This window comes from Gryllotalpicola ginsengisoli DSM 22003 (genome assembly GCF_000419445.1).
In the GTDB taxonomy this organism is placed as follows: Bacteria; Actinomycetota; Actinomycetes; order Actinomycetales; family Microbacteriaceae; genus Gryllotalpicola; species Gryllotalpicola ginsengisoli.
The window spans coordinates 54136-76015 of record NZ_AULK01000007.1; the positions used below are offsets into that span (position 1 = coordinate 54136).

Annotated in this window: 21 protein-coding genes; 7 read left to right on the top strand and 14 right to left on the bottom strand. The window is 70.8% G+C overall.

Annotated features, from left to right (window positions below; translation table 11 throughout):
• Positions 1 to 18 precede the first annotated feature (18 nt).
• Entirely contained in the window at positions 19 to 807 is a 789-nt protein-coding gene (locus tag H563_RS0112205; RefSeq protein WP_022882889.1) for a nitroreductase family protein, read from the top strand.
• A 317-nt stretch (positions 808 to 1124) separates the two neighbouring features.
• On the opposite strand, the gene H563_RS16530 is transcribed toward H563_RS0112205, so the two are convergent.
• From H563_RS16530 to H563_RS18000, 8 genes are all read right to left on the bottom strand, one after another.
• Positions 1125 to 1502: a hypothetical protein gene (locus tag H563_RS16530; RefSeq protein ID WP_051142746.1), complete on the bottom strand. Its 378-nt coding sequence runs from the start codon at positions 1500 to 1502 to the stop codon at positions 1125 to 1127.
• Between the two features lie 61 nt (positions 1503 to 1563).
• Positions 1564 to 2703: a zinc-dependent alcohol dehydrogenase gene (locus tag H563_RS0112215; protein ID WP_022882890.1), complete on the bottom strand. Its 1140-nt coding sequence runs from the start codon at positions 2701 to 2703 to the stop codon at positions 1564 to 1566.
• Complete coding sequence (locus H563_RS16535) at positions 2704 to 3726, bottom strand: SDR family NAD(P)-dependent oxidoreductase (protein ID WP_022882891.1); 1023 nt, start codon at positions 3724 to 3726, stop codon at positions 2704 to 2706.
• A 42-nt stretch (positions 3727 to 3768) separates the two neighbouring features.
• Positions 3769 to 5826, bottom strand: a complete 2058-nt coding sequence (locus H563_RS0112225) for an efflux RND transporter periplasmic adaptor subunit (protein WP_081416287.1) — start codon at positions 5824 to 5826, stop codon at positions 3769 to 3771.
• Entirely contained in the window at positions 5819 to 6715 is an 897-nt protein-coding gene (locus H563_RS0112230) for a DUF5666 domain-containing protein (RefSeq protein ID WP_022882893.1), read from the bottom strand. Before H563_RS0112230 ends, H563_RS0112225 begins: the two co-directional genes overlap by 8 nt.
• A gap of 15 nt (positions 6716 to 6730) precedes the next feature.
• The gene (locus tag H563_RS0112235) at positions 6731 to 7963 is read right to left on the bottom strand and encodes an ABC transporter permease (protein WP_022882894.1); all 1233 of its coding nucleotides are present in this window, start codon (positions 7961 to 7963) and stop codon (positions 6731 to 6733) included.
• Positions 7960 to 8703 (bottom strand): ABC transporter ATP-binding protein, encoded by a 744-nt coding sequence (locus H563_RS16540; protein WP_022882895.1) that lies wholly within the window; start codon positions 8701 to 8703, stop codon positions 7960 to 7962. Before H563_RS16540 ends, H563_RS0112235 begins: the two co-directional genes overlap by 4 nt.
• On the bottom strand, positions 8700 to 10052 hold the full coding sequence (locus tag H563_RS18000; RefSeq protein ID WP_022882896.1) for an efflux RND transporter periplasmic adaptor subunit: 1353 nt from the start codon (positions 10050 to 10052) through the stop codon (positions 8700 to 8702). The genes H563_RS16540 and H563_RS18000 overlap by 4 nt, the downstream gene beginning before the upstream one ends.
• Before the next feature lie 139 nt (positions 10053 to 10191).
• On the opposite strand from H563_RS18000, the gene H563_RS0112250 reads away from it, so the two are divergent.
• The 3 genes from H563_RS0112250 (at position 10192) to H563_RS0112260 (ending at position 13497) form a co-directional block, all read left to right on the top strand.
• Positions 10192 to 11448, top strand: coding sequence for a GAF domain-containing protein (locus tag H563_RS0112250; protein WP_022882897.1), 1257 nt, complete (start codon positions 10192 to 10194; stop codon positions 11446 to 11448).
• A gap of 73 nt (positions 11449 to 11521) precedes the next feature.
• The gene (exaC, locus tag H563_RS0112255) at positions 11522 to 13096 is read left to right on the top strand and encodes an acetaldehyde dehydrogenase ExaC (RefSeq protein WP_022882898.1); all 1575 of its coding nucleotides are present in this window, start codon (positions 11522 to 11524) and stop codon (positions 13094 to 13096) included.
• The gene (locus tag H563_RS0112260; protein ID WP_022882899.1) at positions 13096 to 13497 is read left to right on the top strand and encodes a DUF779 domain-containing protein; all 402 of its coding nucleotides are present in this window, start codon (positions 13096 to 13098) and stop codon (positions 13495 to 13497) included. The genes exaC and H563_RS0112260 overlap by 1 nt, the downstream gene beginning before the upstream one ends.
• A gap of 50 nt (positions 13498 to 13547) precedes the next feature.
• On the opposite strand, the gene H563_RS0112265 is transcribed toward H563_RS0112260, so the two are convergent.
• Entirely contained in the window at positions 13548 to 13901 is a 354-nt protein-coding gene (locus tag H563_RS0112265; RefSeq protein ID WP_022882900.1) for a hypothetical protein, read from the bottom strand.
• A gap of 29 nt (positions 13902 to 13930) precedes the next feature.
• The gene (locus H563_RS0112270) at positions 13931 to 15607 is read right to left on the bottom strand and encodes a sodium:solute symporter family protein (RefSeq protein WP_027479410.1); all 1677 of its coding nucleotides are present in this window, start codon (positions 15605 to 15607) and stop codon (positions 13931 to 13933) included.
• 396 nt (positions 15608 to 16003) lie between these two features.
• On the opposite strand from H563_RS0112270, the gene H563_RS16545 reads away from it, so the two are divergent.
• Positions 16004 to 16252: a hypothetical protein gene (locus H563_RS16545; protein WP_155865229.1), complete on the top strand. Its 249-nt coding sequence runs from the start codon at positions 16004 to 16006 to the stop codon at positions 16250 to 16252.
• A gap of 99 nt (positions 16253 to 16351) precedes the next feature.
• Here the strand turns inward: H563_RS16545 and H563_RS0112285 are convergent, their stop codons facing one another.
• The gene (locus H563_RS0112285) at positions 16352 to 16708 is read right to left on the bottom strand and encodes a VOC family protein (protein ID WP_022882904.1); all 357 of its coding nucleotides are present in this window, start codon (positions 16706 to 16708) and stop codon (positions 16352 to 16354) included.
• 299 nt (positions 16709 to 17007) lie between these two features.
• Between H563_RS0112285 and H563_RS0112290 the strand changes: the two genes are divergently transcribed.
• Entirely contained in the window at positions 17008 to 18240 is a 1233-nt protein-coding gene (locus H563_RS0112290; RefSeq protein ID WP_022882905.1) for an MFS transporter, read from the top strand.
• Between the two features lie 27 nt (positions 18241 to 18267).
• Here H563_RS0112290 and H563_RS0112295 read toward each other — a convergent pair whose 3' ends face one another.
• Positions 18268 to 18618, bottom strand: a complete 351-nt coding sequence (locus H563_RS0112295) for a hypothetical protein (RefSeq protein WP_022882906.1) — start codon at positions 18616 to 18618, stop codon at positions 18268 to 18270.
• Between the two features lie 274 nt (positions 18619 to 18892).
• Between H563_RS0112295 and H563_RS17460 the strand changes: the two genes are divergently transcribed.
• On the top strand, positions 18893 to 20383 hold the full coding sequence (locus tag H563_RS17460) for an HNH endonuclease signature motif containing protein (RefSeq protein WP_022882907.1): 1491 nt from the start codon (positions 18893 to 18895) through the stop codon (positions 20381 to 20383).
• 11 nt (positions 20384 to 20394) lie between these two features.
• Here the strand turns inward: H563_RS17460 and H563_RS16555 are convergent, their stop codons facing one another.
• Entirely contained in the window at positions 20395 to 21132 is a 738-nt protein-coding gene (locus tag H563_RS16555; RefSeq protein WP_022882908.1) for a FadR/GntR family transcriptional regulator, read from the bottom strand.
• A complete protein-coding gene (locus H563_RS0112310) occupies positions 21129 to 21839 on the bottom strand; it encodes an SDR family oxidoreductase (protein ID WP_022882909.1) in 711 nt (236 codons plus the stop codon). The genes H563_RS16555 and H563_RS0112310 overlap by 4 nt, the downstream gene beginning before the upstream one ends.
• Between the last annotated feature and the right edge of the window lie 41 nt (positions 21840 to 21880).

Sequence of the window (21880 nt, forward strand, 5' to 3'; positions counted from 1 at the left end):
CTTGCAGATAGGAGAGTCATGGAGTTCCTCGACGTCGTGCGCCGCCGCAAGACCACGAACGGGCCGTTCCTGCCCGACCCGGTGTCGCCCGAGCATCAGCGCCTGCTGATGGAGGTCGCCGGCCGGGCGCCGAGCCAGCTGAACAGCCAGCCGTGGCGGTTCGTGCTCGTCGAGAACCGCGACACGATCGAGAAGGTCGCCGAGATCAGCGGCGCGAGCATGACCGAGGCGATGTCGAACGGAACATTCTTCGAGCGGTATAAGCCGTACTTCCGCTTCTCGCCGGCCGAGATGGAGGAGAAGCGCGACGGCATGCTCTTCGACAAGCTGCCGGCCCCGCTCAGGCCGTTCACCTCGCAGGCGTTCACGCCGCGCGGGCAGAAGCTGATGAACCTGCTGCACGTGCCGCAGACCCTGGGGGAGGAGAACCGCAAGCTCGTCGCCGGCTCACCGCTGCTGCTCGGCGTGATGCTCGACCGCAGCGAGTACCGCCCCGGCGAGCTGTCGTCGTTCTATTCCGTTTTCAGCATGGGCGCAGCGATGGAGAACGTCTGGCTCACCACGGTCGAGCTCGGCATGGGAATCCAGTTCGTGTCGTTCCCCATGGAGGTGCCCGGCCAATGGGAGCGCATCGTGGAACTGCTCGGCGTGCCCGACGAGCTCGAGCTGATGGCGGTCTACCGCCTGGGCTACCTGCCCGAGCAGCAGCGTCGCCCCGCGATCGACTGGACCTCGCACGAGCGCAAGCGGCCCTCCCAGTACGTCTTCCGCGAGACCTGCGCCACCCCCCAGCATGGCTGGGACTGAGCGGGCTCGCCGCCGCCGGCCACCCCTCGCCGCCTCGACCGATTCGTCACATTTTGTCCTGGGTCAGCTCACCAGGAGCCGAACTCGACGAATCGCCCGAAGGCCGGTGCACGACTCGTCACGTTTTGTTCCTGTTGAGCGTGCGACCAGCGATTATCGACGAGTCGATCTGCCCGGCTGATACGGCGGACGGAAGAGACGGAAGAGAGGGCAGAGATGGAAGAGATAATGCCCGACTCGCCGGGGCGGGAGTTCGGGCAGCGGCGAGTCGCGCCGGATCTCTTCCCCTCGCGCCGCTGGCCGCCCGGCGCCCCCGGCTACCTCGCCCCGGGCAGCCGGCTCTGCAGCACCTCCACGCGGTCGGCGGCCATCAGCAGCAGCCAGTGGGCGAGGCGGCCCTCGCTGTAGCGCCGGTACGCGGTGCGACGGATGCGCCCCGCCAGCCCCGCGAGCGGAGCGACGGTGCCGAACACGGGCGTCAGCTGCCGATGCTCGATCGAGCGCTCGCGCTCCTCGCCGCCGGGCTGCTGCGTCGGCACCTCCCAGTGCGCGCCGCTCGCGCCGGGGTCGAAGCTCTCCCGCGGCACCGACGGGCGGTCGGCGGCGTCGAGGTCGGCGCCCCAGCCGGGGATCCGCGCGCGCAGCGCGTCGGCGTCGACCTGCGGGCGGGGCGTTCCTGCGGTGTACGGGTCCATTGCTGCTCCTGATGTTCGAGGCGACGGAATCTTCGAGGCGACGGATGCTGCGCCGCCGGCGCTAGGGGCGCACCAGCGTCTTGATGCATCCGTCTCGCTTGGCCGAGAACATGTCGTAGCCGTCGGCGATGTACTCGAGCGGCACCGTGTGGGTGACGATCTCGCTCGGCGCGAGGCGGCCGGCCTGGAGGTGCTCGAACAGCCGGGGCCACTGCCGCTTCACCGGGCACTGGTTCATGCGCAAGGTCAGCCCCTTGTTCATGGCGTCGCCGAACTTCACGGCGCTGAACACCGGGCCGTACGCGCCGAGCACCGCGACCGTGCCGCCCTTGCGCACGCTGTCGATCGCCCAGTTCAGGGCCACGGGCGAGCCGCCCTGCAGCTTGAGTTTGGTCGCGGTGAAGTGCTGCAGGCGGTTGCCGTCGGCTTCGGCTCCGACGGCGTCGATCGCCACGTCGGCGCCGAGCCAGTCGGTGGCCTTCTTGAGCGTGACGACGATGTCGCGCACCTGCTCGTAGTTGTACGTCTCGGCGAAGGCGAACTCGCGCGCCCGCTCGAGCCGGCAGTCGAGCCGGTCGATCACGATCACCCGGCCGGCCCCCATCAGCCACGCGCAGCGGGCGGCGTACAGGCCGATCGGCCCGGCGCCGAAGACGGCGACGGTGTCGCCCTCGTCGATCGAGCCGAGCTGCGCGCCGAAGTACCCGGTCGGCAGCGCGTCGGTCAGCAGCACGGCGTCCTCATCGCTCATCCAGTCGGGGATCACCTGCGGTCCGACGTCGGCGAACGGCACCCGCACGTACTCGGCCTGGCCGCCGTCATAGCCGCCGCAGGTGTGCGAGTAGCCGTAGATGCCGCCGATCGCCGTGGCGTTCGGGTTCACGTTGTGGCAGTTCGAGTACAGCCCGCGCGCGCAGAAGTAGCACGAGCCGCAGTACACGTTGAACGGCACCATCACCCGGTCGCCGACCTTGAGCCGCTCGACCGATGGGCCGACCTGCTCGACGACGCCGATGAACTCGTGGCCGAAGGTCGTGCCGACCCTCGTGTCGGGCATCATGCCGTGGTACAGGTGCAGATCCGAGCCGCAGATCGCCGCGAGCGTCACCCGCACGATCGCATCGTTCGGGTGCTCGATGCGCGGCATCGGTTTCTCCTCGACCTCGATGCGGTAGGGGCCGCGGTAGACCATGGCTTTCATCTACTTCTTCTTTCCGCGGTTCCCGCGCGACGAGCCGCCGGAGCCGCCCGATGTACCCCCGCCGGCGAGCATGCCCACGACGACTGCAAAGGCGGCCAGCCCGGCGAGCGTGCGCAGCCCCTGCGCCCTGCGCCCGTGGAAGCCGCCGGTGACGGTCGCCTGACCGGCCTCATACGGCCGGAACAGGTTGCCGCTGGTGTCGCCCGCGCTGCCCCTGTGCCGGAACTGCGAGGCCTTCGTCTGCACGGCCATCTGCCGCTCCACGGCGCGCGGAGCCGCCCGGTGCGCGAGCACGAACGCGCGGCCCTGCACCCCGACGACCGTCTCGGGCACCGGATGCGCGGCCCGCCGCACGACTGTCTTCGCCACCGTGTCGGGGGAGTACACCGGCGGCATCGGCCGCAGCGGACGCCCGGTGTGGTTGGCCGAGTGGCGGAACGCCGGCGTGTCGGTGGAGGCGGGCAGCACGGTCGCCACCTGGATCCCGCGCAGCCCGGCCAACCGCAGCTCGCTGCGCACGGCGGCGCCGAGGGCGCGCACCGCCGCCTTGGTCATGCTGTAGACGGATGCGTACGGCTGCGGCACCTCGCCCAGGATCGACGCGATGTTGACGATCACGCCCCGACGCTGGGGGGTCATCGCGCGGATCGCCGCGCGGGTGCCGAGCGCGGTGCCGAGGGCGTTCACCTCGATCACGCGCCGGATCTCCTCCGGCGGCGTGTCGGCGAGCAGCCCGTAGGCGTCGACGCCCGCGTCGTTGACCCACACGTCGATGCGGCCGAAGCGGGCGATCGTGGCGTCGACGAGCGCCTGCACCTGTGCGGCGTCGCTGACGTCGGTGGGCAGCGCCACCGCGTCGGGGGCGCCCGCCTTGCGGGCGAGCTGCGCGGTCTCTTCGAGAGCGTCGGCGCGGCGGGCGGCGAGCACGAGCGCCGCTCCCCGCTTGGCGAAGCGCAGCGCCGTGGCCCGGCCGATGCCGCTTGAGGCTCCGGTGATGACGACGATCCGAGGTTGCCTGCTCATGTCGGGTCCGGTGCCCGGGTCGGCCCGGCCGCATCCGGCCGGTTACGGCGGTCCGCCGCCGAATCCGCCCGGAGCCGAGCCGGTGCCACCGCCGGCGCCGCCGAAGCTGCCTCCGCCGCTCGCCCCGAGCCCGCCGCCCGTTCCGCCGCGCGTCGTCGTGGTGGACGTGCTCGTGCTGTCGCTCGACACGGTCGACGACAGGTCGGCGAGCACGACCTCGTCACCGGCCGACAGGCCCGAGGTGATCTCGGTGCGCGAGGCGCCCGTCGCGCCGACCTTCACGGTGGTCGTCACGGCCTTGTCGCCCTTCAGCACCTTGACGCTCCACCCGCCGCTCGAGGTCTTGCTCAACGCCGAGGTGGGCACCGTGAGCACGCCCTTCTCCTTCGCGACCGAGACCGTGATGCGAGCGGATGCCCCGTTCAGCAGGTCCGCCGACGCGTCGTCGAGCTTCACGGTGACGTCGTAGGCCGGGGTCGACGAGCTGGTCTCGGTGTTGAGGAATCCGATCGCCGAGACCTTCGCGGACAGCGTCTTCGAGACGCCGGAGACGGAGACGGTGGCGGTCTGGCCGACCTTCAGCGGCGAGATGGAGGTCGCGCCGACGCTCGCGTCGACGATCCAGCCGTCGTCGCCGATCACACTGATCACCTGGCTCGTCGAGGCGGCGGTGACCGAGTCGCCGGCGGCGAAGCCGACCGCTGCGACGGTGCCGTCGATCGGCGAGGTCAGCTTGGCCATGCCGAGCTGCTGCTTGGCGACGGCGAGCTGCGCCTTCGCCGAGGTGACCGACGCCTGGTCCGAGACGATCTGCGCCGCGCTGGCGACCTGGGTGGTCGAGCCGCTGCCGGTCCCGCCCGTGGTGCCGGTGCCGGTTCCGCTGCCGGTGCCCCCGGTCGATCCGGATCCGGTGCCGCTGCTCCCGTTGGCTGAGGAGGTGCCGGAGGCGCCGTCTCGAAGCCCGCCCGAGGTGCCGGTGCCCGCCGAGGTGCCGGTGCCGCCGGAGGTGCCGGTGCCGCCGGAGGTGCCGCCCGCAAAGCCGCTGGACGACCCGCCCGACGACGCGCCGCCCGAGCCGCTCCCGCCCGCACCGCCGGGCGAGGCCGACTTGCTCGGCGACGGCGAGGCAGACTTGCTCGGCGTCGGGGTCGGGGTCGGGGTCGAGGTCGACCCGCCGCTCTGCTCCTGCTCGTCCGCGACGGCCTGCTGCAGCGCCGTCACGGCGTCGTCGAGCGCCGAGGCATCCGTCTGCACCTGCTTCTGCGCCGCGGCGACGGCGGTCTCGTCATCAAGCGCCGTCGAGACTGCGTCTTGACAGACAGGGAGGTCTTGCTGTGCTTGCTCCAGCACCTGCTCCTGCTGTGCGGCGGACATGCTCGAGTTGATCTGCGCCGCGAGGAAGTCCTTGCACTTGTCCGAGCTCGTCGCGATGTCCGTATTCACGGTGGCCAGCGCGTCGTCCGCGGTCTGCGCGTCGGTGAGCAGCGTCTTCTGCGCGTCCTGCACCTTCGTGACCGCGTCCGAGACCGAGGTCGAGGTGGTCGCCGCCGCCGTCTGCGCGACCGCGGTCTCACCAGACGCCTGCGTCGACGTCAGCGCGACCGCCGCGACGACGGTCGGCGTGGTGGCCGAGGTCACGTACGCGGCGCCGTCCGCGGTCGTCGAGTCGCTCGACGACGACGCGGTCGTGGAGGTCGAGGTCGACGTCTGCGACGCGAGGTCGTCATCGAGCGTCTGCTCGGCCGAGGTGACCGCCTGCTGCGCGGTGGTGACCGCCGACTCGAGCGAATCCGTGTCGAGGGTCGCGAGCGTCTGCCCCGCCTTCACGGTGTCGCCGACCTTCACCTTCACGCTCGACACGGTGCCCGAGACCTGGAACGCCCGGTCGGCCCGCGTCGCCGACGCCACCGTGCCCGACAGGGCGGCGGTCTGCGTCACATCGCCGGTCTCCGCGGTCGCGGTGCGGTACTCCGGGCCGGTCGGGCGCATGGTCGCCCACGCGACCCCGCCGCCGGCGAGGCACACGGCCACGCCGAGCGCGACGCCGATGACCACGCCCCGGCGACGACGCCGAGATCGGATGCTTCGCGCCTCAGCCATTCGTCGTCCCCGTGTCGCTCTGGCCGTTCTGCCCGCCGGGGCCGCCCATGCCCATGCCGCCGCCGAAGCCCGACGAGCAGGTGCCGTCGGAGCTCTTCTCCGACACGGCGATCGTCGTCGCCGCGACCGTGCCCGAGTCGTCCGAGTCGCCGCGCGCGGTGACGCACGCGCCCACCGTGAGCGCGGAGCTCGTCGCCTTCTGCTCCTCGGTGTACTTCGTGGAGGAGGAGACCGTGATGGTCTTCGAGGTGGTCTTCTGCGTCTGCATGTCGACGGCGTCGACGGTGATCGTCGAGCCTCTCACCTTCGTCACCTTGCCGGAGGTGGGCACGACGAACTGCCTGCCGCTGCCGCTCTGGCCGGAGCCGCCGTTGCCGCCGGGGGCGCCGCCGCCCGGCGCACCCGAGGCGCGGTCGGTCGGGAAGCCCGAGGCCCCGCCGGTCGGGCGGTTGCCCGAGCCGCCGCCGAAGCCGCCGGTGCATGAGCCGTCGGTGGCCTGGCTGATGGCGACGGTGCTGACCGCCGACGAGCTCGAGGAGCTGTCGGAGGAGGCATCCGCGGACGCCGTCACGCACTCGCCGACCTTCACGTCCGACAGCGAAACGGTCACCGTCTTCGTGATCGACGTGGACGAGGAGTACGTCACCGCGGTCTGCGACGAGCTGTCCTGCACCTGCAGGGTCGAGCCCGACACCGCGGCGATCTCGCCGCTCACCCCGCCGCCGCCGAATCCGCCGCCCTGCCCGCCGGCGCCCTGGGCCGGCGCCGTGGCGCCGGAGGTCGAGGAGCCGGAGGCGGTCGAATCCGACTTGCCGCAGCCGGTCAGCGCGAGCGCGAGGCCAGCGGCGACGGCGACCGCAGCGAGAGGGACCGTGATCTTCTTCTTCATCGAGATTTTTTTCCTTTACTCCGTGCGCAGAGCGTCGATGGGCGCGAGCTTGGCCGCGCGGGTGGCCGGGTAGACGCCGAAGACGAGTCCGATGCCGATCGCGACGACGAGCGACCCGCCGATGGCGGCGCCGCTGAGCACGATCGACGAGCCGATCACGCCGGGCAGCACGAGCGCCGCGATGACGCCGAGCGCCGCGCCGATCACGCCGCCGGTGAGGCCGAGGATGGCGGCCTCGACGAGGAACTGGTTGCGGATCGCCCCCGGGGGAGCGCCGAGCGCCTTGCGCAGGCCGATCTCGCGGGTGCGCTCGGTCACCGACACCAGCATGATGTTCATCACCCCGATGCCGCCGACCAGCAGCGACAGCGCCGCGATGCCGGTGAGCAGGATCGTCAGCGTCTTGTACACGGCGGTCGCGGTCGACACGAGCGCGTCCTGGCTCGAGATGGTGAAGTCGGCGTCGCCGCTCGCGGCGATGCCGTGCCGGTTCAGCAGCAGGCTCTTCGCCTCCTGGTAGGCCGCGGGCAGCGCATCCGCTGACGTCGCCTGCAGGTACACGGTCGAGACCGTGTTCGCCTGCGAGCCGCCGACCAGGTTGGAGGCCATCGTCGACAGCGGGATGAGCGCCGTGTCGTCGAGGTTGCTCGTCGAGTTGGAGCCGGAGGAGGCGAGCACGCCGATGACCTCGAAGGTCTGCGAGTCGATGGTCACCGACTGCCCGACGACGCGGGTCGAGCCGAACAGCTCCTGCGCCGTCTCCGATCCGAGCACGACGACGGATGCTTCGCTGTTCTCGTCCGCCTTCGTGATGAACTCCCCGGTCTCCAGGGTGCGCGAACGCACCTTGAGGTACGAGGGCGTCACGCCGACGACGGTGGTGGTCCAGTTCGTCGAGCCGGCCGTGAGCTCCTCCGACGCCGACTTCTCGGCGTCGACGGCCTTGATGTCGGGGGCGTTCACCTTCGAGGCGAGCGCGGTGGCGTCGGCCTGGGTGAGCGTCGTGCCGGTGCCGAAGCCGCCCCGCACGCCGGAGGTCGAGGTCGACGAGCCGGGGGAGACGATGAGCAGGTTCGAGCCGAGCGAGGAGATCTGGCTCGACACGTCCTTCTGGGTGCCGAGGCCCAGGCCCACGGTGAGGATCACCGCGGCGATGCCGATCAGGATGCCGAGCACGGTCAGCGCGGAGCGCATCTTGTGCGAGACGATGGCGAACCAGGAGGTGCGGAGCGTCTCGATCCAGCTCATGCCAGCACCTCCTCGCTCTGGATGAGGCCGTCGCGCACCTGCACGATGCGGCGGCTGCGGGCCGCGACGTCGTGCTCGTGGGTGATCAGCACGATCGTGCGGCCGGCCTCGTGCAGCTCGTCGAAGAGGGCGAGCACGTCCTCGGTGGAGCGCGAGTCGAGGTTTCCGGTCGGCTCGTCGGCGAGGATCATCGTCGGCTCGCCGACGAGGGCCCGCGCCACGGCGACGCGCTGCTGCTGGCCGCCCGAAAGCTCGCCGGGCCGGTTGTCGATCCGGTCGCCGAGGCCGACCTTGGTCAGCGCCTCGACCGCCCGCTCGCGGCGCTCGTCGCGGTGCACGCCCGCGTAGACGAGCGGCAGCTCGACGTTGCGCCATGCCGACAGGCTGGGCAGCAGGTGGAACTGCTGGAACACGAACCCGATGCGGCGGCCGCGCACCGCGGCCAGCTCGATCTCGTCGAGCTCCTCCACGTTCTCCCCGGCGAGCAGGTACTCGCCCGAGGTCAGCGTGTCGAGGCATCCGAGCACGTTCATGATCGTCGACTTGCCGCTGCCCGACGGGCCCACCACGGCGACGTACTCGCCGTCGGCGATGGACAGGTCGATGCCGCGCAGCGCCTCGAACTCGATCGAGCCGGACTTGTAGGTCTTGCGCGCGCCGCGGAGCTGGATGACGGGCCCGGTGGGCCGGGGCTCCGTCTCCTCATCCTCGAAGACGGGCCAGACGGATGCGTCGCTCAATTGTTCCCGCTTCCGCCCGCGCCGCCGGGGAATCCGCCGCCGGCGCCGCCGGGGGCGCCGCCGCCGAAGCCGCCCTCGCCGCCGGTGCCGCCGCCGAAGCCGCCCTCGCCGCCGAAGCCACCGGTGCCGCCCGTGCGCCCGGTCTCACCGGTGCCGCCCGAGCCGCCGCTGCCGGCGCCCGGCTGGGCCACGGTCACGGAGACCTGGTCGCCGGCCTTCAGCCCGTCGGTGATCTGCACCCACTGGCCGTCCTCGATGCCGGTCGTCACCTTCTGCTGGGTGGTCTTGCCGTCCGCCACCTTCTGCACGTACGCGGTGCCGTTCTCGCGGGTGATCGCCATGGCGGGCACGGCGACGGCGTCGGTCACCTTCTTGTAGACGATCTCGGCGGTCACCGAGACGCCGTCGTAGAGGTTGTCCGGGCTTCCCGTGACGGCCACGGTGACGGGGTAGGTCGCGGCGCCCGAGGTCGTCGACGGCAGCAGCCCGACCGAGGAGACGGTGCCGAAGAAGCTGGAGTTCTCGGTCGTCGAGAGCGTCACCTGGTCGCCGGTCTTGATGTTCTTCACCTGCGTGGCCGACACGCTGAGGTCGGTCGACCACGAGTCGGTGCTCGTGATCTCGAAGGCGCCGGTCGATGAGGAGGATGACGACGACGAGGAGGACGAGGACGAGGTGCTGGAGGAGCCGGTCGGGCTGGAACTCGAGCCCGTGCCGGAGCCCGTTCCGCCCGACCCCGAGGAGCCCGAGGAGCTCGATGAGCTCGAGGAGGAGGACGAGCTCGACGATCCGCTCACGCTGTCGCCCACGGCGACGTTGACCGCGGTGACCATGCCGGCGACGGGCGCCTTCAGCGTGGTGCCGTCGAGGGCGTCCTGCGCCTGGTCGACCGCGTCCTGCGCGACCTCGACGGCGGCCTTGTCGGCCGAGATCTGCGTGGTGGCCTCGGTGGAGCCGTCCGACGAGTCCTCGTCATCCGAGAGCTTGGCCTTGTCGCTCGCCAGTGTCGCCTTCGCCTGGGCGAGCGCCGCCTTGGCCTCGGCCGTGGTGATCGTGCCGAGCACGTCGCCCTTGGCGACCTTCTGCCCCTCCTTCACCTTCACGGCGGTCACGGTGCCGGAGGCGGGGAAGGAGACCTGCTCGTCGACGGCGGGCTCGAGGGTGCCGGTGCCGGAGATGGTCTCTTGCAGGGTGCGGGTGGAGACGGTCATGGTCTGGGTCGTCGCGGCGGCCGCGGCGGCGCTCGGCTTCTGGGCGAAGCCGAACCACCACACGGCGGCGGCCGCCAACACGATGACGATGGCCCCGGCGATGATCCACGTGCGTGGCCGGGTCAGGAAGGCGGTCATGCTCGCATGCTGGGGTGCCGTTCTGGGGGAAGCACAACGCGAAGCTATGGGCCGGATAAGAGCTCTCCGGCCGCCGGGTGACCGCGGCCGCCCGCGCGGCGTAGCATGGCGCCGCATCCTGATCGATCGACGGTGATTGATGAGCACGATTCCTGACGGCGAGTGGCTCGCCCAACCGGCTCCGGGCCGCCTCGGCCCGCGCGGGGTCGTGCTCGATTCGTGGCGCCGCGCCCGCGAGAACCGGCTCGACCCCGATCGCCTGCTGCCCGAGGTCGACCTCGACGCAGAGTTGGAGGACTACCGCCAGCAGCACCGGCTCGCGGCAGTGATGCCCCTGATCCGCCGCCTGCTGGTGCGCGACGTCGAAGGGGAGGGGCTGCTCGTCGCGGTCGGCGACGAGCTCGGCCGGCTGCTGTGGGTGGAGGGCGACCACGCCGCCAGGCGGCGGGCGGAGCGGATGCTGTTCGTCGCCGGCGCCAACTGGGCGGAGAACCGGGTCGGCACCTCAGCACCGGGCACCGCGCTGCAGCTCGACCACGGCATCCAGATCCACGACACCGAGCACTACGACCGCATCGTGCACGGCTGGAGCTGCACCGCCGTCCCCATCCACGACCCCGAGACGCGCCGCATCCTCGGCGTGATCGACATCACCGGCGACGCGCGCGCCGTCGACCCGCTCACCCTGCCGCTGCTCGAGGCGACCGCCGCCGCCGCCGAGTCGCAGCTGCTGGCCGAGCGCCTCTCCGCGGCGGCCTCGCGCCCGGCTCCGGCGCGTCGGGCCCCGGCCCGGCTCACCCCGGCGCCCCGTCCGCAGCCGGTCACGCTGCGGGTGCTCGGCCGCGACACCGGCGAGCTCGAGGCGGCGGGGCGCACCCTCGAGGTCAGCAGCCGGCACGCGGAGATCCTGACCCTGCTCTCCTGGCACCGGCGCGGGCTGCAGGCCGACGAGCTGCGCGAGGCGGTGTACGGGCCGGGCACCGCTCAGGTCACCCTGCGGGCGGAGCTCGCGAGGCTGCGGCGCTGGCTTGCGGCATCCGTGCCCGACCTCGTCCTCGAGTCGCAGCCTTACCGGCTCTCGCGCCCGCTCGAACTCGACGCGCACCAGGTGCTCGCCCTGCTCGAGCGCGGCGCCCACCGGGTCGCGCTCGCCGCGTACCACGGCGCCCTGCTGCCGGGAAGCGCCGCGCCGGGGGTCGCCGACATCCGCGAGGCGGTGCGGCTCCGGCTGCGCGACGCGATGCTGACGGATGCCTCCGCCGACGTGCTCGTGGGCTACGCGATGACCCCCGAGGGGTCCCTCGACGCGGAGGTGCTGCGCGAGGCGCTGCGCATCCTGCCCCCGCACTCGCCCAAGCGGATGGGCCTCGTGGAGCGGCTCGAAGCGCTGGAGTGACGCGCAACGCGTTGCAACGCCCCCGGCCATAGCGTGCTGCCCGTCAGACAAAGCCGTCAGACCAGGAGGCAACATGACGATCATCGACAAGCCCCAGCAAACCGAGACGACGAGCGAGCACGGATCCGGTGTCTATGCCGCACCCAACACCCCCGGCGCCGTCGTGGACTACGAGAGTCGCTACGACAACTTCATCGGCGGGCGCTACGTGCCGCCGGCATCCGGCCAGTACTTCCAGAACGTGACCCCGGTGACGGGCAAGCCGTTCACAGAGGTGGCGCGGGGCACCGCCCCCGACGTGGACGCCGCGGTCGACGCGGCGTGGAAGGCGTTCGAGACGTGGAAGAACACGAGCGTCACCGAGCGCGCGCTGCTGCTGAACCGCATCGCGGACCGGATGGAGCAGAACCTCGAACTCCTCGCCGTCGCCGAGACCTGGGACAACGGCAAGCCGATCCGGGAGACGCTCGCGGCCGACCTGCCGCTCGCGATCGACCACTTCCGCTACTTCGCCGGCGCGATCCGCGCCCAGGAGGGCGGCATCTCCGAGCTGGACCACGACACGGTCGCCTACCACTTCCACGAGCCGCTCGGGGTCGTGGGGCAGATCATCCCGTGGAACTTCCCGCTGCTGATGGCCACGTGGAAGCTCGCTCCCGCTCTCGCCGCCGGCAACTGCGTGGTGCTGAAGCCCGCGGAGCAGACCCCGGCGTCGATCCACGTGTGGCTCGACCTCGTCAAGGACCTCATCCCCGACGGGGTCGTGAACATCGTCAACGGGTTCGGCATCGAGGCGGGCGCGCCGCTGGCGCAGCATCCGCGCATCCGCAAGGTCGCGTTCACGGGCGAGACCACGACGGGCCGGCTCATCATGCAGTACGCGAGCCAGAACCTGATCCCGGTCACGCTGGAACTCGGCGGCAAGAGCCCGAACATCTTCTTCGAAGACGTCGCGGCAGCCCACGACAGCTTCTACGACAAGGCGCTCGAGGGCTTCACGATGTTCGCGCTGAACCAGGGCGAGGTGTGCACCTGCCCGTCGCGCGCGCTCGTGCAGCAGTCGGTCTACGACGCGTTCGTCGCCGACGGCCTGGAGCGGGTGAAGAAGATCAAGCAGGGCAATCCGCTCGACCCGACCACCATGATCGGGGCGCAGGCCTCCAACGACCAGATGGAGAAGATCCTGAGCTATCTGGACATCGGGCGGCAGGAGGGCGCGAAGGCGCTCATCGGCGGCGACCGCGCCGAGCTGGACGGGGATCTCGCCGGCGGCTTCTACATCCAGCCGACCGTGTTCGAGGGGCGCAATTCGATGCGCATCTTCCAGGAGGAGATCTTCGGGCCGGTGCTGGCGCTGACCTCGTTCAGCGACTTCGATGACGCGATCTCCATCGCCAACGACACGCTGTACGGCCTCGGTGCTGGCGTGTGGGCCCGCGACGGGGCGCTGCAATACCGGGCGGGCCGTGCGATCGAGGCCGGTCGGGTGTGGACGAACACCTACCACCAGTACCCGGCGCACGCGGCGTTCGGCGGCTACAAGCAGTCGGGCATCGGGCGGGAGAACCACAAGATGATGCTCGACCACTACCAGCAGACGAAGAACCTGCTCGTGTCGTACGCCGAAGGGCCGATGGGATTCTTCTGATGAACGAGTCGTCGGGCGCGCCCACGACGCTGTCGCGTGTCGACGTGACGGATGCCGCAGCCGAGCTGCTGCGGCATCTGTCCGCGTCGTACGGGCCGTTGATGTTCCACCAGTCGGGCGGATGCTGCGACGGGTCGTCGCCCATGTGCTATCCGGTCGGGATGTTCCAGACCGGGCCCTCCGACGAACTGCTCGGGGTGCTGCACGTGGAGGGGATCGAGCCCGTGCCGGTGTACATGTCGAAGGCGCAGTTCGAGTACTGGAAGTACACGCACCTGACGATCGACGTGGTCGACGGCCGGGGCAGCGGATTCTCGATAGAAGCGCCCGAGGGCAAGCGGTTCCTCATCCGTTCACGGATGCTGACGGACGAGGAACTCGCCGCCCTCGGGCTTGGCTAGGAGCCGAGGGGCCGTGAAGCCGGGGCCGGGGGCCGGGTCGACACCGAGGGCTAGATGCCCGGGATGTGTCCCTCGCCCTCGGCCCTCTCCTCCTCTTCACGCTCGAGCACGCCGATGATGTCCTCTTCGGGGACGGGCGCCGCGAGGTCCCACACCCAGAACAGGGCGCCGACGATGATCATCGCGATGCCGGTCCACAGGTTGATCGCGATGCCGCCGGTCGGCTTGGTGTCGGCCGCCGGGTCGACGAGACCCGTGATCAGCACGATGATGCCGTAGAGCAGGAACAGGGCGCCGAGGATGCGGCGCAGGTCGAAGCGCCGCGTGGAGCGCACGTATGCCGCCTTCTCCTCCTCGGTCAGCTTGCCGCCCTGCTGCGGGTTCGGGTTGGTCGATTCGCTCATGATCCAGATCCTTCTTCTCAGCTAGAGCGTCACACGAACGGCAGGTAGAGCACCACGCACAGCACCAGCGCGATGGTGCCGAGCAGGGCGGGGGAGCGGTACCACGCGGTGTCGGTGGCGACGTTGTCCTTCGTCAGGTCGATCGTGCCGACGCCGTAGACCAGGCCGGAGAGCTCGCTGACGGGCTTCGGCTTGGAGACGAACGAGATCAGCACGCCGAGGACGATGACGGTGACGAAGGAGATGATCGCGCCGTACAGCGTCTCGGCGGTGCCCGTCGCGAACAGCTTCGGGTTGACCAGGTAGGCGATCCACACCGCGGTCGGCGCGGCGATGCCGGCGAGGTACGACCAGAGCGCGGCCTGGGTCGTCATCCGCTTCCACAGCAGGCCGAGGATGAACACGGCGAACAGCGGCGCGTTGAAGAACGAGAACAGCGTCTGCATGTAGGTCATGATGTTCTGCGCCTGGGCGGCGAGGAACGCCGTCGCGATGCCGATCAGCACGCCGATGATGGTGACCCAGCGGCCGACGCGCAGGTAGTGGACGTCCGGCTTGTCGCGCTTGATGTAGCGCTGCCAGATGTCGTACGTGAACACCGTGTTGAAGCTCGACACGTTGGCGGCCATACCGGCCATGAACGATGCGAGCAGACCGGTGACGGCGACGCCCAGCACACCGTTCGGCAGGTACATCTGGATCAGCTTCGGAATCGCGTCGTTGTAGGTGAGGCCCGAGTTCTTGTCGGCGAACTGGTTGCCCACGGCCGCCGCGGCGATGAGGCCGGGGATCACGACGATGAACGGGATGAACAGCTTCGGGAACGCGGCGATCAGCGGGGTGCGGCGGGCGGCCGACATGTTCTTGGCGCTGAAGGCGCGCTGCACCTCGGTGAAGTTCGTGGTCCAGTAGCCGAAGGAGAGCACGAAGCCGAGGCCGAGCACGATCGCGAGCCAGTTGGCGCCGATCGGGTTGGTGGTGTGGCCGATCGCGGTGCCCGCCCAGGTGGAGAGCTGCTGCGCGCCCTGCGTCTTCGAGATGGCGGTGGTGAGACCGCTCCAGCCGCCGACGCGGTGCAGGCCGACGATCGTCAGCGGGATGAGGCCCGCGATGATGACGAAGAACTGCATGACCTCGTTGTAGATGGCGCTGGAGAGGCCGCCGAGGGTGATGTAGACGAGCACGAAGCCGGCGGAGACGATGATCGCGAGCCACTCGGGCCAGCCGAGCATCGCCTCGATGACGATCGCCATGGCGTAGAGGTTGATGCCGGCGATCAGCACGTTCGACACCGCGAACGCGATCGCGTTGACGATGTGCGGAGCCTTGCCGAAGCGGCGCAGCATGAACTCGGGGACGCTGCGCACCTTGGAGCCGTAGTAGAACGGCATCATCACGAGGCCGAGGAACACCATCGCCGGCACGGCGCCGATGAGGTAGTAGTGCAGCGTCGACATGCCGATCTGGGCGCCGTTCGCGGCCATGCCGAGGATCTCGGTGGCGCCGAGGTTCGCGGACACGAACGCGAGGCCGGTGATCCACGCGGGCATCGAGCGTCCCGAGAGGAAGAAGTCCATCGAGGTGCGCACGCGCAGCCTCGCCATGAACCCGATGCCGATGACCACCGCGAAGTACACGATGATCATCACGTAGTCGACCCAGGACAGACTGAGTCTGATCCCCGACTCAGCCGCAGCAGCAAACATGTTCAGCACATCTCCGTTGTGTGAAGGGTTGTGAATGGCGTGCGAGAACCTCGTCGTGATTGCGCCCCCGCACGGGCCTCTCCGGCGAGGCACAACCGAATCGACGATACACCCCGGCCGGGAATCCCCCGGGAATGCTTGCGCGTAGGCTCGCGGCATGGCAGTGGTCTATCTCGCCGCGCTCATCGCGATCCTCGTCTGCGCGGGCGCGGCGTGGGCCGTGCTGAAGACCGCCTGGCAGTCCTTCCGCGATCGCAGTCGCGATCGCTAGCCGCGTGCCGTGCCCGTCGGCTGAGGAGCCGCGCAGCGCAATCCGTCGGCTGAGGAGCCGCGCAGCGGCGTCTCGAAGCCCCCCGCCCCGTGTCAGCACGACCCCCTCCGGGTACGCCCCCTGTCATGAGTGATGAGCGTGTGACCAACGGCAACGCCGACGACGACGACATCGAGCGCTGGATCGAGAGTGCGCCGATCGTGACGAACGACGCGGCGGCGGGCGAGACGGTCCTCCCCGGTCCCGGCGAGGGCAACAACGGCCCGACCGGCGGCGCGGAGCGCGAGTTCGAGCCGGTGCTCGACGAGCACGACGAGCAGAAGGAGAACCCGGACGACATCGACCTCGACGACGGAGGCGACGACCTGGTCTGACCCGCCCCCTCGATCGCTGAGGAGCGGCGCGCAGCGCCGCGTCCCCGCCTCGATCGCTGAGGAGCGGCGCGCAGCGCCGCGTCTCGAAGCGCGCGCGGCTCAGTCCGCGTGGCTGACCACGTTCACGACGTTCCCGCCCGGGTCTCGCACGAAGAAGCGCCGCACGCCCCACGGCTCCGTGGTGAGCGGATGCACGATCTCGAAGCCGCGCCGCTGCGCGTCCTCGTACGCTTCCTCGACGCCGCCTCCGACATGAGCCGAGAGAGCGGAGTCGACCGGCGACGTCGCATCCCTCGTCACCAACTGCACGACCGCCCGCCCGTCGGGCGACGTCAGCCGCACGACCCAGCCCAGGTCCATCTCGGCGACGCTGAGACCGAGGAACCCCGAATAGAACTCGCGCGAAGCCGCGAGATCGACGACCGGCATGTTCGCCGTGATGCCTGTTGTGTGCATGAGCGCTCCTTCCGGCTGAAGAGCAGACGCGCTCATTGTCGGCCGCGCGGCCCGCTCCCGCACCTGCCGAACAGCGCTGGGAAGCTCGGAGATCACCTCGCGCAAAGGGCGCCATCTCGGAGGGTCTGTTTCGTTCGCGTATCCGAGTGCAAGGGATTCGGTCTGCACGAATGACGCGGCGAATCCTCCAATCGCTGGCGCCGAATATCTTGCGTTCGGAGAGGAGTCGGGGGAGGAACGTCCCAGATGGCCGAGGACCCGCGGCGTGCCGGCCGCGCGGACCGCTAGCGTAAGCATCCGTGCCCACCGCCCTCGCGCCGCTGCGCTTCGCGCCGTTCCGCTGGCTCGCGCTCGCGCGCACGGTGAACATGCTCGGCAACGCGGTCGCGCCGGTCGCGCTCGCCTTCGCGGTGCTCGACCTCGGGTATTCGGCGACCGACCTCGGCATCGTGGTCGCGGCGCGCTCGGTTCCGAACGTCGCGCTGCTGCTGGTCGGCGGCGTCATCGCCGATCGGATGCCCCGGCAACTCGTCCTCGTCGGGTCGTCGGTCTTCTCCTTCCTCACGCAGGCGGCCGTCGCCGCGCTCGTGCTCGCCCGCGCCGACACGCTCGCCTGGCTCATCGTGCTCAGCGTCGTGAACGGATCGCTGACCGCGCTCAGCCAGCCGGCCTCCGCGGGCATCACCCCGCAGACGGTGCCGCCCGAGGTGCGCCGGCCCGCGATCGTGCTGCTGAGGCTCGGCTTCAACCTCGCAGCGACGGTCGGGGCGGCCGCCGGCGCCGCCCTCGTCGCGTGGATCGGCTCGGGCTGGGGCATCGCCGTCGACGCCGCCACCTTCGGGCTGGCCGGGGTGTTCTTCGCGCTGATGGGCCTGGCGCTGCCGCGCGACGCCACGAGTCAGGAGCCGGAGAGGCAGCATCCGATTCGCGATCTCGTCGAGGGATGGCGGGAGTTCACCTCGCGCGAGTGGGTGTGGGTGATCGTGGCCCAGTTCCTGGTCATCAACGCGTGCTTCGGCGGTGCGCTGTCGGTGCTCGGCCCGGTGATCGCCGACGAGACCTTCGGCCGGGCGGACTGGGGCCTCATCGTCGGTGCCGAGACGCTCGGCCTCGTGGCGGGAGGGTTCCTCGCCATGCGGTGGCATCCGCGCCGGGCGATCGGCGTGGGCGTCGCGCTGACGCTCGTCTGGGTGCTGCCGCTCGCGGTGCTCGGGCTGTGGCCGGCCGTGGCGCTGCTCGTGGCCCTCTTCTTCGTCGCCGGCATGGCCACCGAGCAGTTCGAGGTCGCCTGGGACCAGTCGCTGCAGCACCACGTGCCTGCCGCCCGGCTCTCGCGGGTCTATTCCTACGACGCGCTGGGTTCCTACGCGGCGATTCCGCTGGGGCAGATCGTGGCGGGGCCTCTCGCCGATGCGACGAGTCCGCGGGCGGTGCTGCTCGGCGCATCCGTGCTCGTGTTGCTCGTCACCCTCGCGGCGCTCTCTCGGCGCAGCGTGCGCGAGACGACGAACGAGGCGGCCGCGGCTGCGTGAGGCGGCTGCGCGGTCCTCGGCTTCTGCCTAGGTGATCGTCCAATCGGAGCTGTGCTCGTCGGCCAGAGCGACCGAGCGCTCGGAATGCGCGAGGCGCACTGCGATGATGTCCTCGTCGCGAGCGAACACCTTCGCGCGGGCCTCGGCGCGCTCGGCCTCGCCGGCGGCGCGGCGCGCCTCCGCTTCGAGGCGGGCGGCGTCGGCTTCGCGCATGCGGGCGATGACCGACGTGCGAGCGGATGCCGCGGCCTGACGCATCCGGTCGGCTTCGCCGAGCTTCTGCGCCTCGACGGCACGGAACTCCGCCGCCTTGCGCTCTTCGGCGAGGCGGTTCTTCCGCTTGACCATCAGCTCGACTTCGGTGACCTCGATCGGCATCTCGCCTCACGATAGGGGAAGTCAGGGCGCGAGGCGGGCAGCACACGCCTGCGCTCTGCTGGTCGACTCAGCCGCGAGGCGGCACTGCGCTGGTCGACTCAGCCGCAAAGCGGCGCTCTGCTGGTCGACTCGGCCGCGAGGCGGCGCTCTGCTGGTCGACTCAGCCGCGAAGCGGCTGAATGGAAACCAAGCAGACCCGTGACATTCGAACACGTTATCCACATTCTGTGTGCAAACGCCGCGAATGTCAGTGGCGCCTCCTACCATTGCTGCCATGACCATCGAACACGCGTTCAGCGACTCGGCCGCGGCATCCGCCGTCGTCGAATGCGCGGACGCGGTTCTTGCGTCGCGAGCGCTGCGCTTGGAGAGGATCCGAGCGATCGACGCGCAGATCGCAAAGCTGCAGGCGGCACGTGCGCGCGAGGTGCAGCTGATCGGCGATGACGCGCTCGAGCTGGCCCAGCTCACTGCGCAGGACCAGGGGGCGGTGGGCGAGCCGGCCGACATCCAGCGTGCCAAGGAGCTGCAGTGGCGCTCGGCCGCGATGGAGCTCGCCGCGGCGACCAACGTCGGCACCCGCACGGCAGAGGCGCAGCTCTCCTTCGCCTACGAGCTCGTTCAGCACTGTCCGCTCACCTTCGCCGCGCTCGAGGCCGGCGACGTGTCGCTCGCGCACGCGCAGGTCATCGTGCGCGAGCTGGCGGATGTCGACGTGCCGGCCAAGCTCGCGGTCGAAGACGCGCTCGTCCCGTGGGCGAAGAAGCTCTCGCTCGGGCTGTTCCAGCGCAAGGCGCGTGAGCTGATCGACATCGCCGATCCGCGGTCCCTCGCCGCGCGGTATGAGCGCGAATACGCGGGCCGCCATGTGCGCGTCGAGGGGGCGCGCGACGGAATGGCGTGGCTCACCGCTTACCTCGACGCCGGCGACGCCGCGGTGATCCAGACCGGCCTGCGCAATGCCGCGCAGGACGCGAGATCGCACGGCGACTCGCGCACCGTGCGCCAGCTCGAGGCCGACCTGCTGGTCGACGTGCTCGTCGACGGCCAGGTCGCGGTGGGCGACGTCGACGGCCGCAGCGGTGAAACCCCCGCGACGGCGGCGTCACTGGGAGATCGCGCCCCCGTCACGGTGAACGTGCTGATCCCCGCGCAGACGCTCGCGGGCGGCGACGAGGCCCCCGGCCACGTGTCCGGCATCGGCATGATCGACCCGCGAAGAGCGAGACGGCTCATCGCCCGGGCACCGAGCCTGAAGCGCATCCTCACCGACCCGGTCACCTCGGCGATCGTCGACTTCGACCGCGCCACATATCGCGTGCCCGCCGAGCTGAAACGCGTGATCCGGCTGAGAGACGGCCACTGCCGTGCCCCGGGGTGCGCCGTGCCGGCCGAGCGATGCGAGATCGACCACAGCGTCGCCTACGAGCACGGCGGCACCACCAGCGCGTGGAACCTGAGCTGCCTGTGCGCGAACCACCATCACCTGAAACATGAGGGCGGCTGGGGGTTGACGCAGTACGCGCACGGGGTGCTCGGGTGGCGCTCGCCGTCGGGGCGCCACTATCGCACCGAGCCCGAGATCGTGGTGCCGTCGGGCGCACCTCCGGGTCACGACGAGGCAGACGAGGCAGACGAGGCAGACGAGGCAGGTGTCGATCGCGACAAGACGGTCGGCGAAGACGCACCCTGGGAAGGCGTGCAGTTCGATGCGCCGTTCGATCGTGCGCCGTTCGACCGTGCGCCCTTCGACGGTGCGTCGTGAGCCGGGTGCGCTTACGGGGCCGTGCCCGCGATCAGCGCGCGGGTGAGCTCAGCCGCCTCTTCGGGGCGCCGGCCCACGACCGCCTCCGCGATGTCGCGGTGCAGCTTCACGTCACGCGCCGAGGGCGGGAAGTGGGGGTGTCCGCCGAGCGAGCGCTCGCGCAGCGCCTCGGCCACGACCGATTGCAGCCTGACGAACATCGCGTTGCGCGACGCCGCGAGCAGCAGGGCGTGGAACCGGACATCGGCGGCGAAGAACCGCTCGGCGGCGCCACCGGAGCCGGCCGCGGCCACCCTGCCGGCGACGGCCGCGGTACCGGCCCCGCCCGCGGTGCCGGCCTCACCCTCGGCGGCAAGGGCGGCGGCAGCGTCGACGAGATCGGATGCCTCGGCATCCGTGCGACGCACCGCGGCGGCCGCCGCGGCCGCCGGCTCGAACGCCAGGCGCACCTCGACCAGTTCGGCGAGCTGGGCGCGCCGCCCCGGCGACTCGAGCCGCCAGCGGATCACGCGGGCGTCCAGCGCATCCCACGCGTCAGCGCGCTGCACCCGCACGCCCACCCGGCGCCGGGCGGAGAGCAGCCCCGCGTCCACCAGCACCCGCACCGCCTCGCGCACGATGCTGCGCGAGACTCCCGTTCGCGCGACGATCGCCTCGACCGACTCGACGTGGCCCGCTGGCACCGCGCCCGACACGATCTCCGAGCCGAGCCGGTCGACCACGGCGTCGAACGCGCCCGCGCGCATCATGCCTGCGAGACGGGTGAGATCACCAGCTCGTCCACCCGCACGTGGCGCGGGGAGTCGAGCACGAACTGCACCGCCCGCCCGATGTCCTCAGGGGTCAGCATGCGGGAGCGTGCGTCGGCATCCGGCACCACGGGCCGCTGCTCCAGGAAGTCGGTCGCGACGTCTCCCGGGCACAGGTGCGTGGCGCGCACCCCCGAGCCGGCCTCCTGCGCGTTGAGAGTCCGGCACAGGGCGCCGAGCGCCGTCTTGCTCGCGCTGTACGCGACCCCGGCTCCGGGTGAGAACGACCAGCCCGAATACGACGAGATCACGACGACCGTGCCGTGCGTCTCGCGCAGCGCGGGGAGCGCGGCGTGCACCGCATGGGCGACGGCGGTGAGGTTCGTGTCGACGATCGCGTCGAAGGCCTCGAGGTCGAGGTCGGGCCAGAACCGCCGCTTCGTGTTCGATCCGGCGGCGAGCACGAGCGCGTCGAGGCGGCCGAACTCCGCGACCACCGATCCGGCGGCGGAGGCGACGAAGGCGGCATCCGTCACATCGCCCGGCAGCACGAGCCCGCCTCCCGCGGATCCCGCCGTCTCGATCAGCGCCTGCTCGCGGCGCCCGGTCAGCGCGATCCGCCAGCCTGCGCGCGCGGCAGAGACCGCCGCTGCGCGCCCCATGCCGCTGCCGGCGCCGGTGACCCAGACGACCTTCCGCTCAGTCATGTCTCCGCTCGCCCCTGTTCCTGCTCACCCTGGATCCTCCG

Coding starts and splice junctions, on each gene's coding strand:
- H563_RS0112205 (WP_022882889.1), top strand. CDS start 19: ATGGAGTTCCTCGACGTCGTGCGCCGCCGCAAGACCACGAACGGGCCG.
- H563_RS16530 (WP_051142746.1), bottom strand. CDS start 1,502: ATGGACCCGTACACCGCAGGAACGCCCCGCCCGCAGGTCGACGCCGAC.
- H563_RS0112215 (WP_022882890.1), bottom strand. CDS start 2,703: ATGAAAGCCATGGTCTACCGCGGCCCCTACCGCATCGAGGTCGAGGAG.
- H563_RS16535 (WP_022882891.1), bottom strand. CDS start 3,726: ATGAGCAGGCAACCTCGGATCGTCGTCATCACCGGAGCCTCAAGCGGC.
- H563_RS0112225 (WP_081416287.1), bottom strand. CDS start 5,826: ATGGCTGAGGCGCGAAGCATCCGATCTCGGCGTCGTCGCCGGGGCGTG.
- H563_RS0112230 (WP_022882893.1), bottom strand. CDS start 6,715: ATGAAGAAGAAGATCACGGTCCCTCTCGCTGCGGTCGCCGTCGCCGCT.
- H563_RS0112235 (WP_022882894.1), bottom strand. CDS start 7,963: ATGAGCTGGATCGAGACGCTCCGCACCTCCTGGTTCGCCATCGTCTCG.
- H563_RS18000 (WP_022882896.1), bottom strand. CDS start 10,052: ATGACCGCCTTCCTGACCCGGCCACGCACGTGGATCATCGCCGGGGCC.
- H563_RS0112250 (WP_022882897.1), top strand. CDS start 10,192: ATGAGCACGATTCCTGACGGCGAGTGGCTCGCCCAACCGGCTCCGGGC.
- exaC (WP_022882898.1), top strand. CDS start 11,522: ATGACGATCATCGACAAGCCCCAGCAAACCGAGACGACGAGCGAGCAC.
- H563_RS0112260 (WP_022882899.1), top strand. CDS start 13,096: ATGAACGAGTCGTCGGGCGCGCCCACGACGCTGTCGCGTGTCGACGTG.
- H563_RS0112265 (WP_022882900.1), bottom strand. CDS start 13,901: ATGAGCGAATCGACCAACCCGAACCCGCAGCAGGGCGGCAAGCTGACC.
- H563_RS0112270 (WP_027479410.1), bottom strand. CDS start 15,607: ATGTTTGCTGCTGCGGCTGAGTCGGGGATCAGACTCAGTCTGTCCTGG.
- H563_RS16545 (WP_155865229.1), top strand. CDS start 16,004: ATGAGTGATGAGCGTGTGACCAACGGCAACGCCGACGACGACGACATC.
- H563_RS0112285 (WP_022882904.1), bottom strand. CDS start 16,708: ATGCACACAACAGGCATCACGGCGAACATGCCGGTCGTCGATCTCGCG.
- H563_RS0112295 (WP_022882906.1), bottom strand. CDS start 18,618: ATGCCGATCGAGGTCACCGAAGTCGAGCTGATGGTCAAGCGGAAGAAC.
- H563_RS17460 (WP_022882907.1), top strand. CDS start 18,893: ATGACCATCGAACACGCGTTCAGCGACTCGGCCGCGGCATCCGCCGTC.
- H563_RS16555 (WP_022882908.1), bottom strand. CDS start 21,132: ATGATGCGCGCGGGCGCGTTCGACGCCGTGGTCGACCGGCTCGGCTCG.
- H563_RS0112310 (WP_022882909.1), bottom strand. CDS start 21,839: ATGACTGAGCGGAAGGTCGTCTGGGTCACCGGCGCCGGCAGCGGCATG.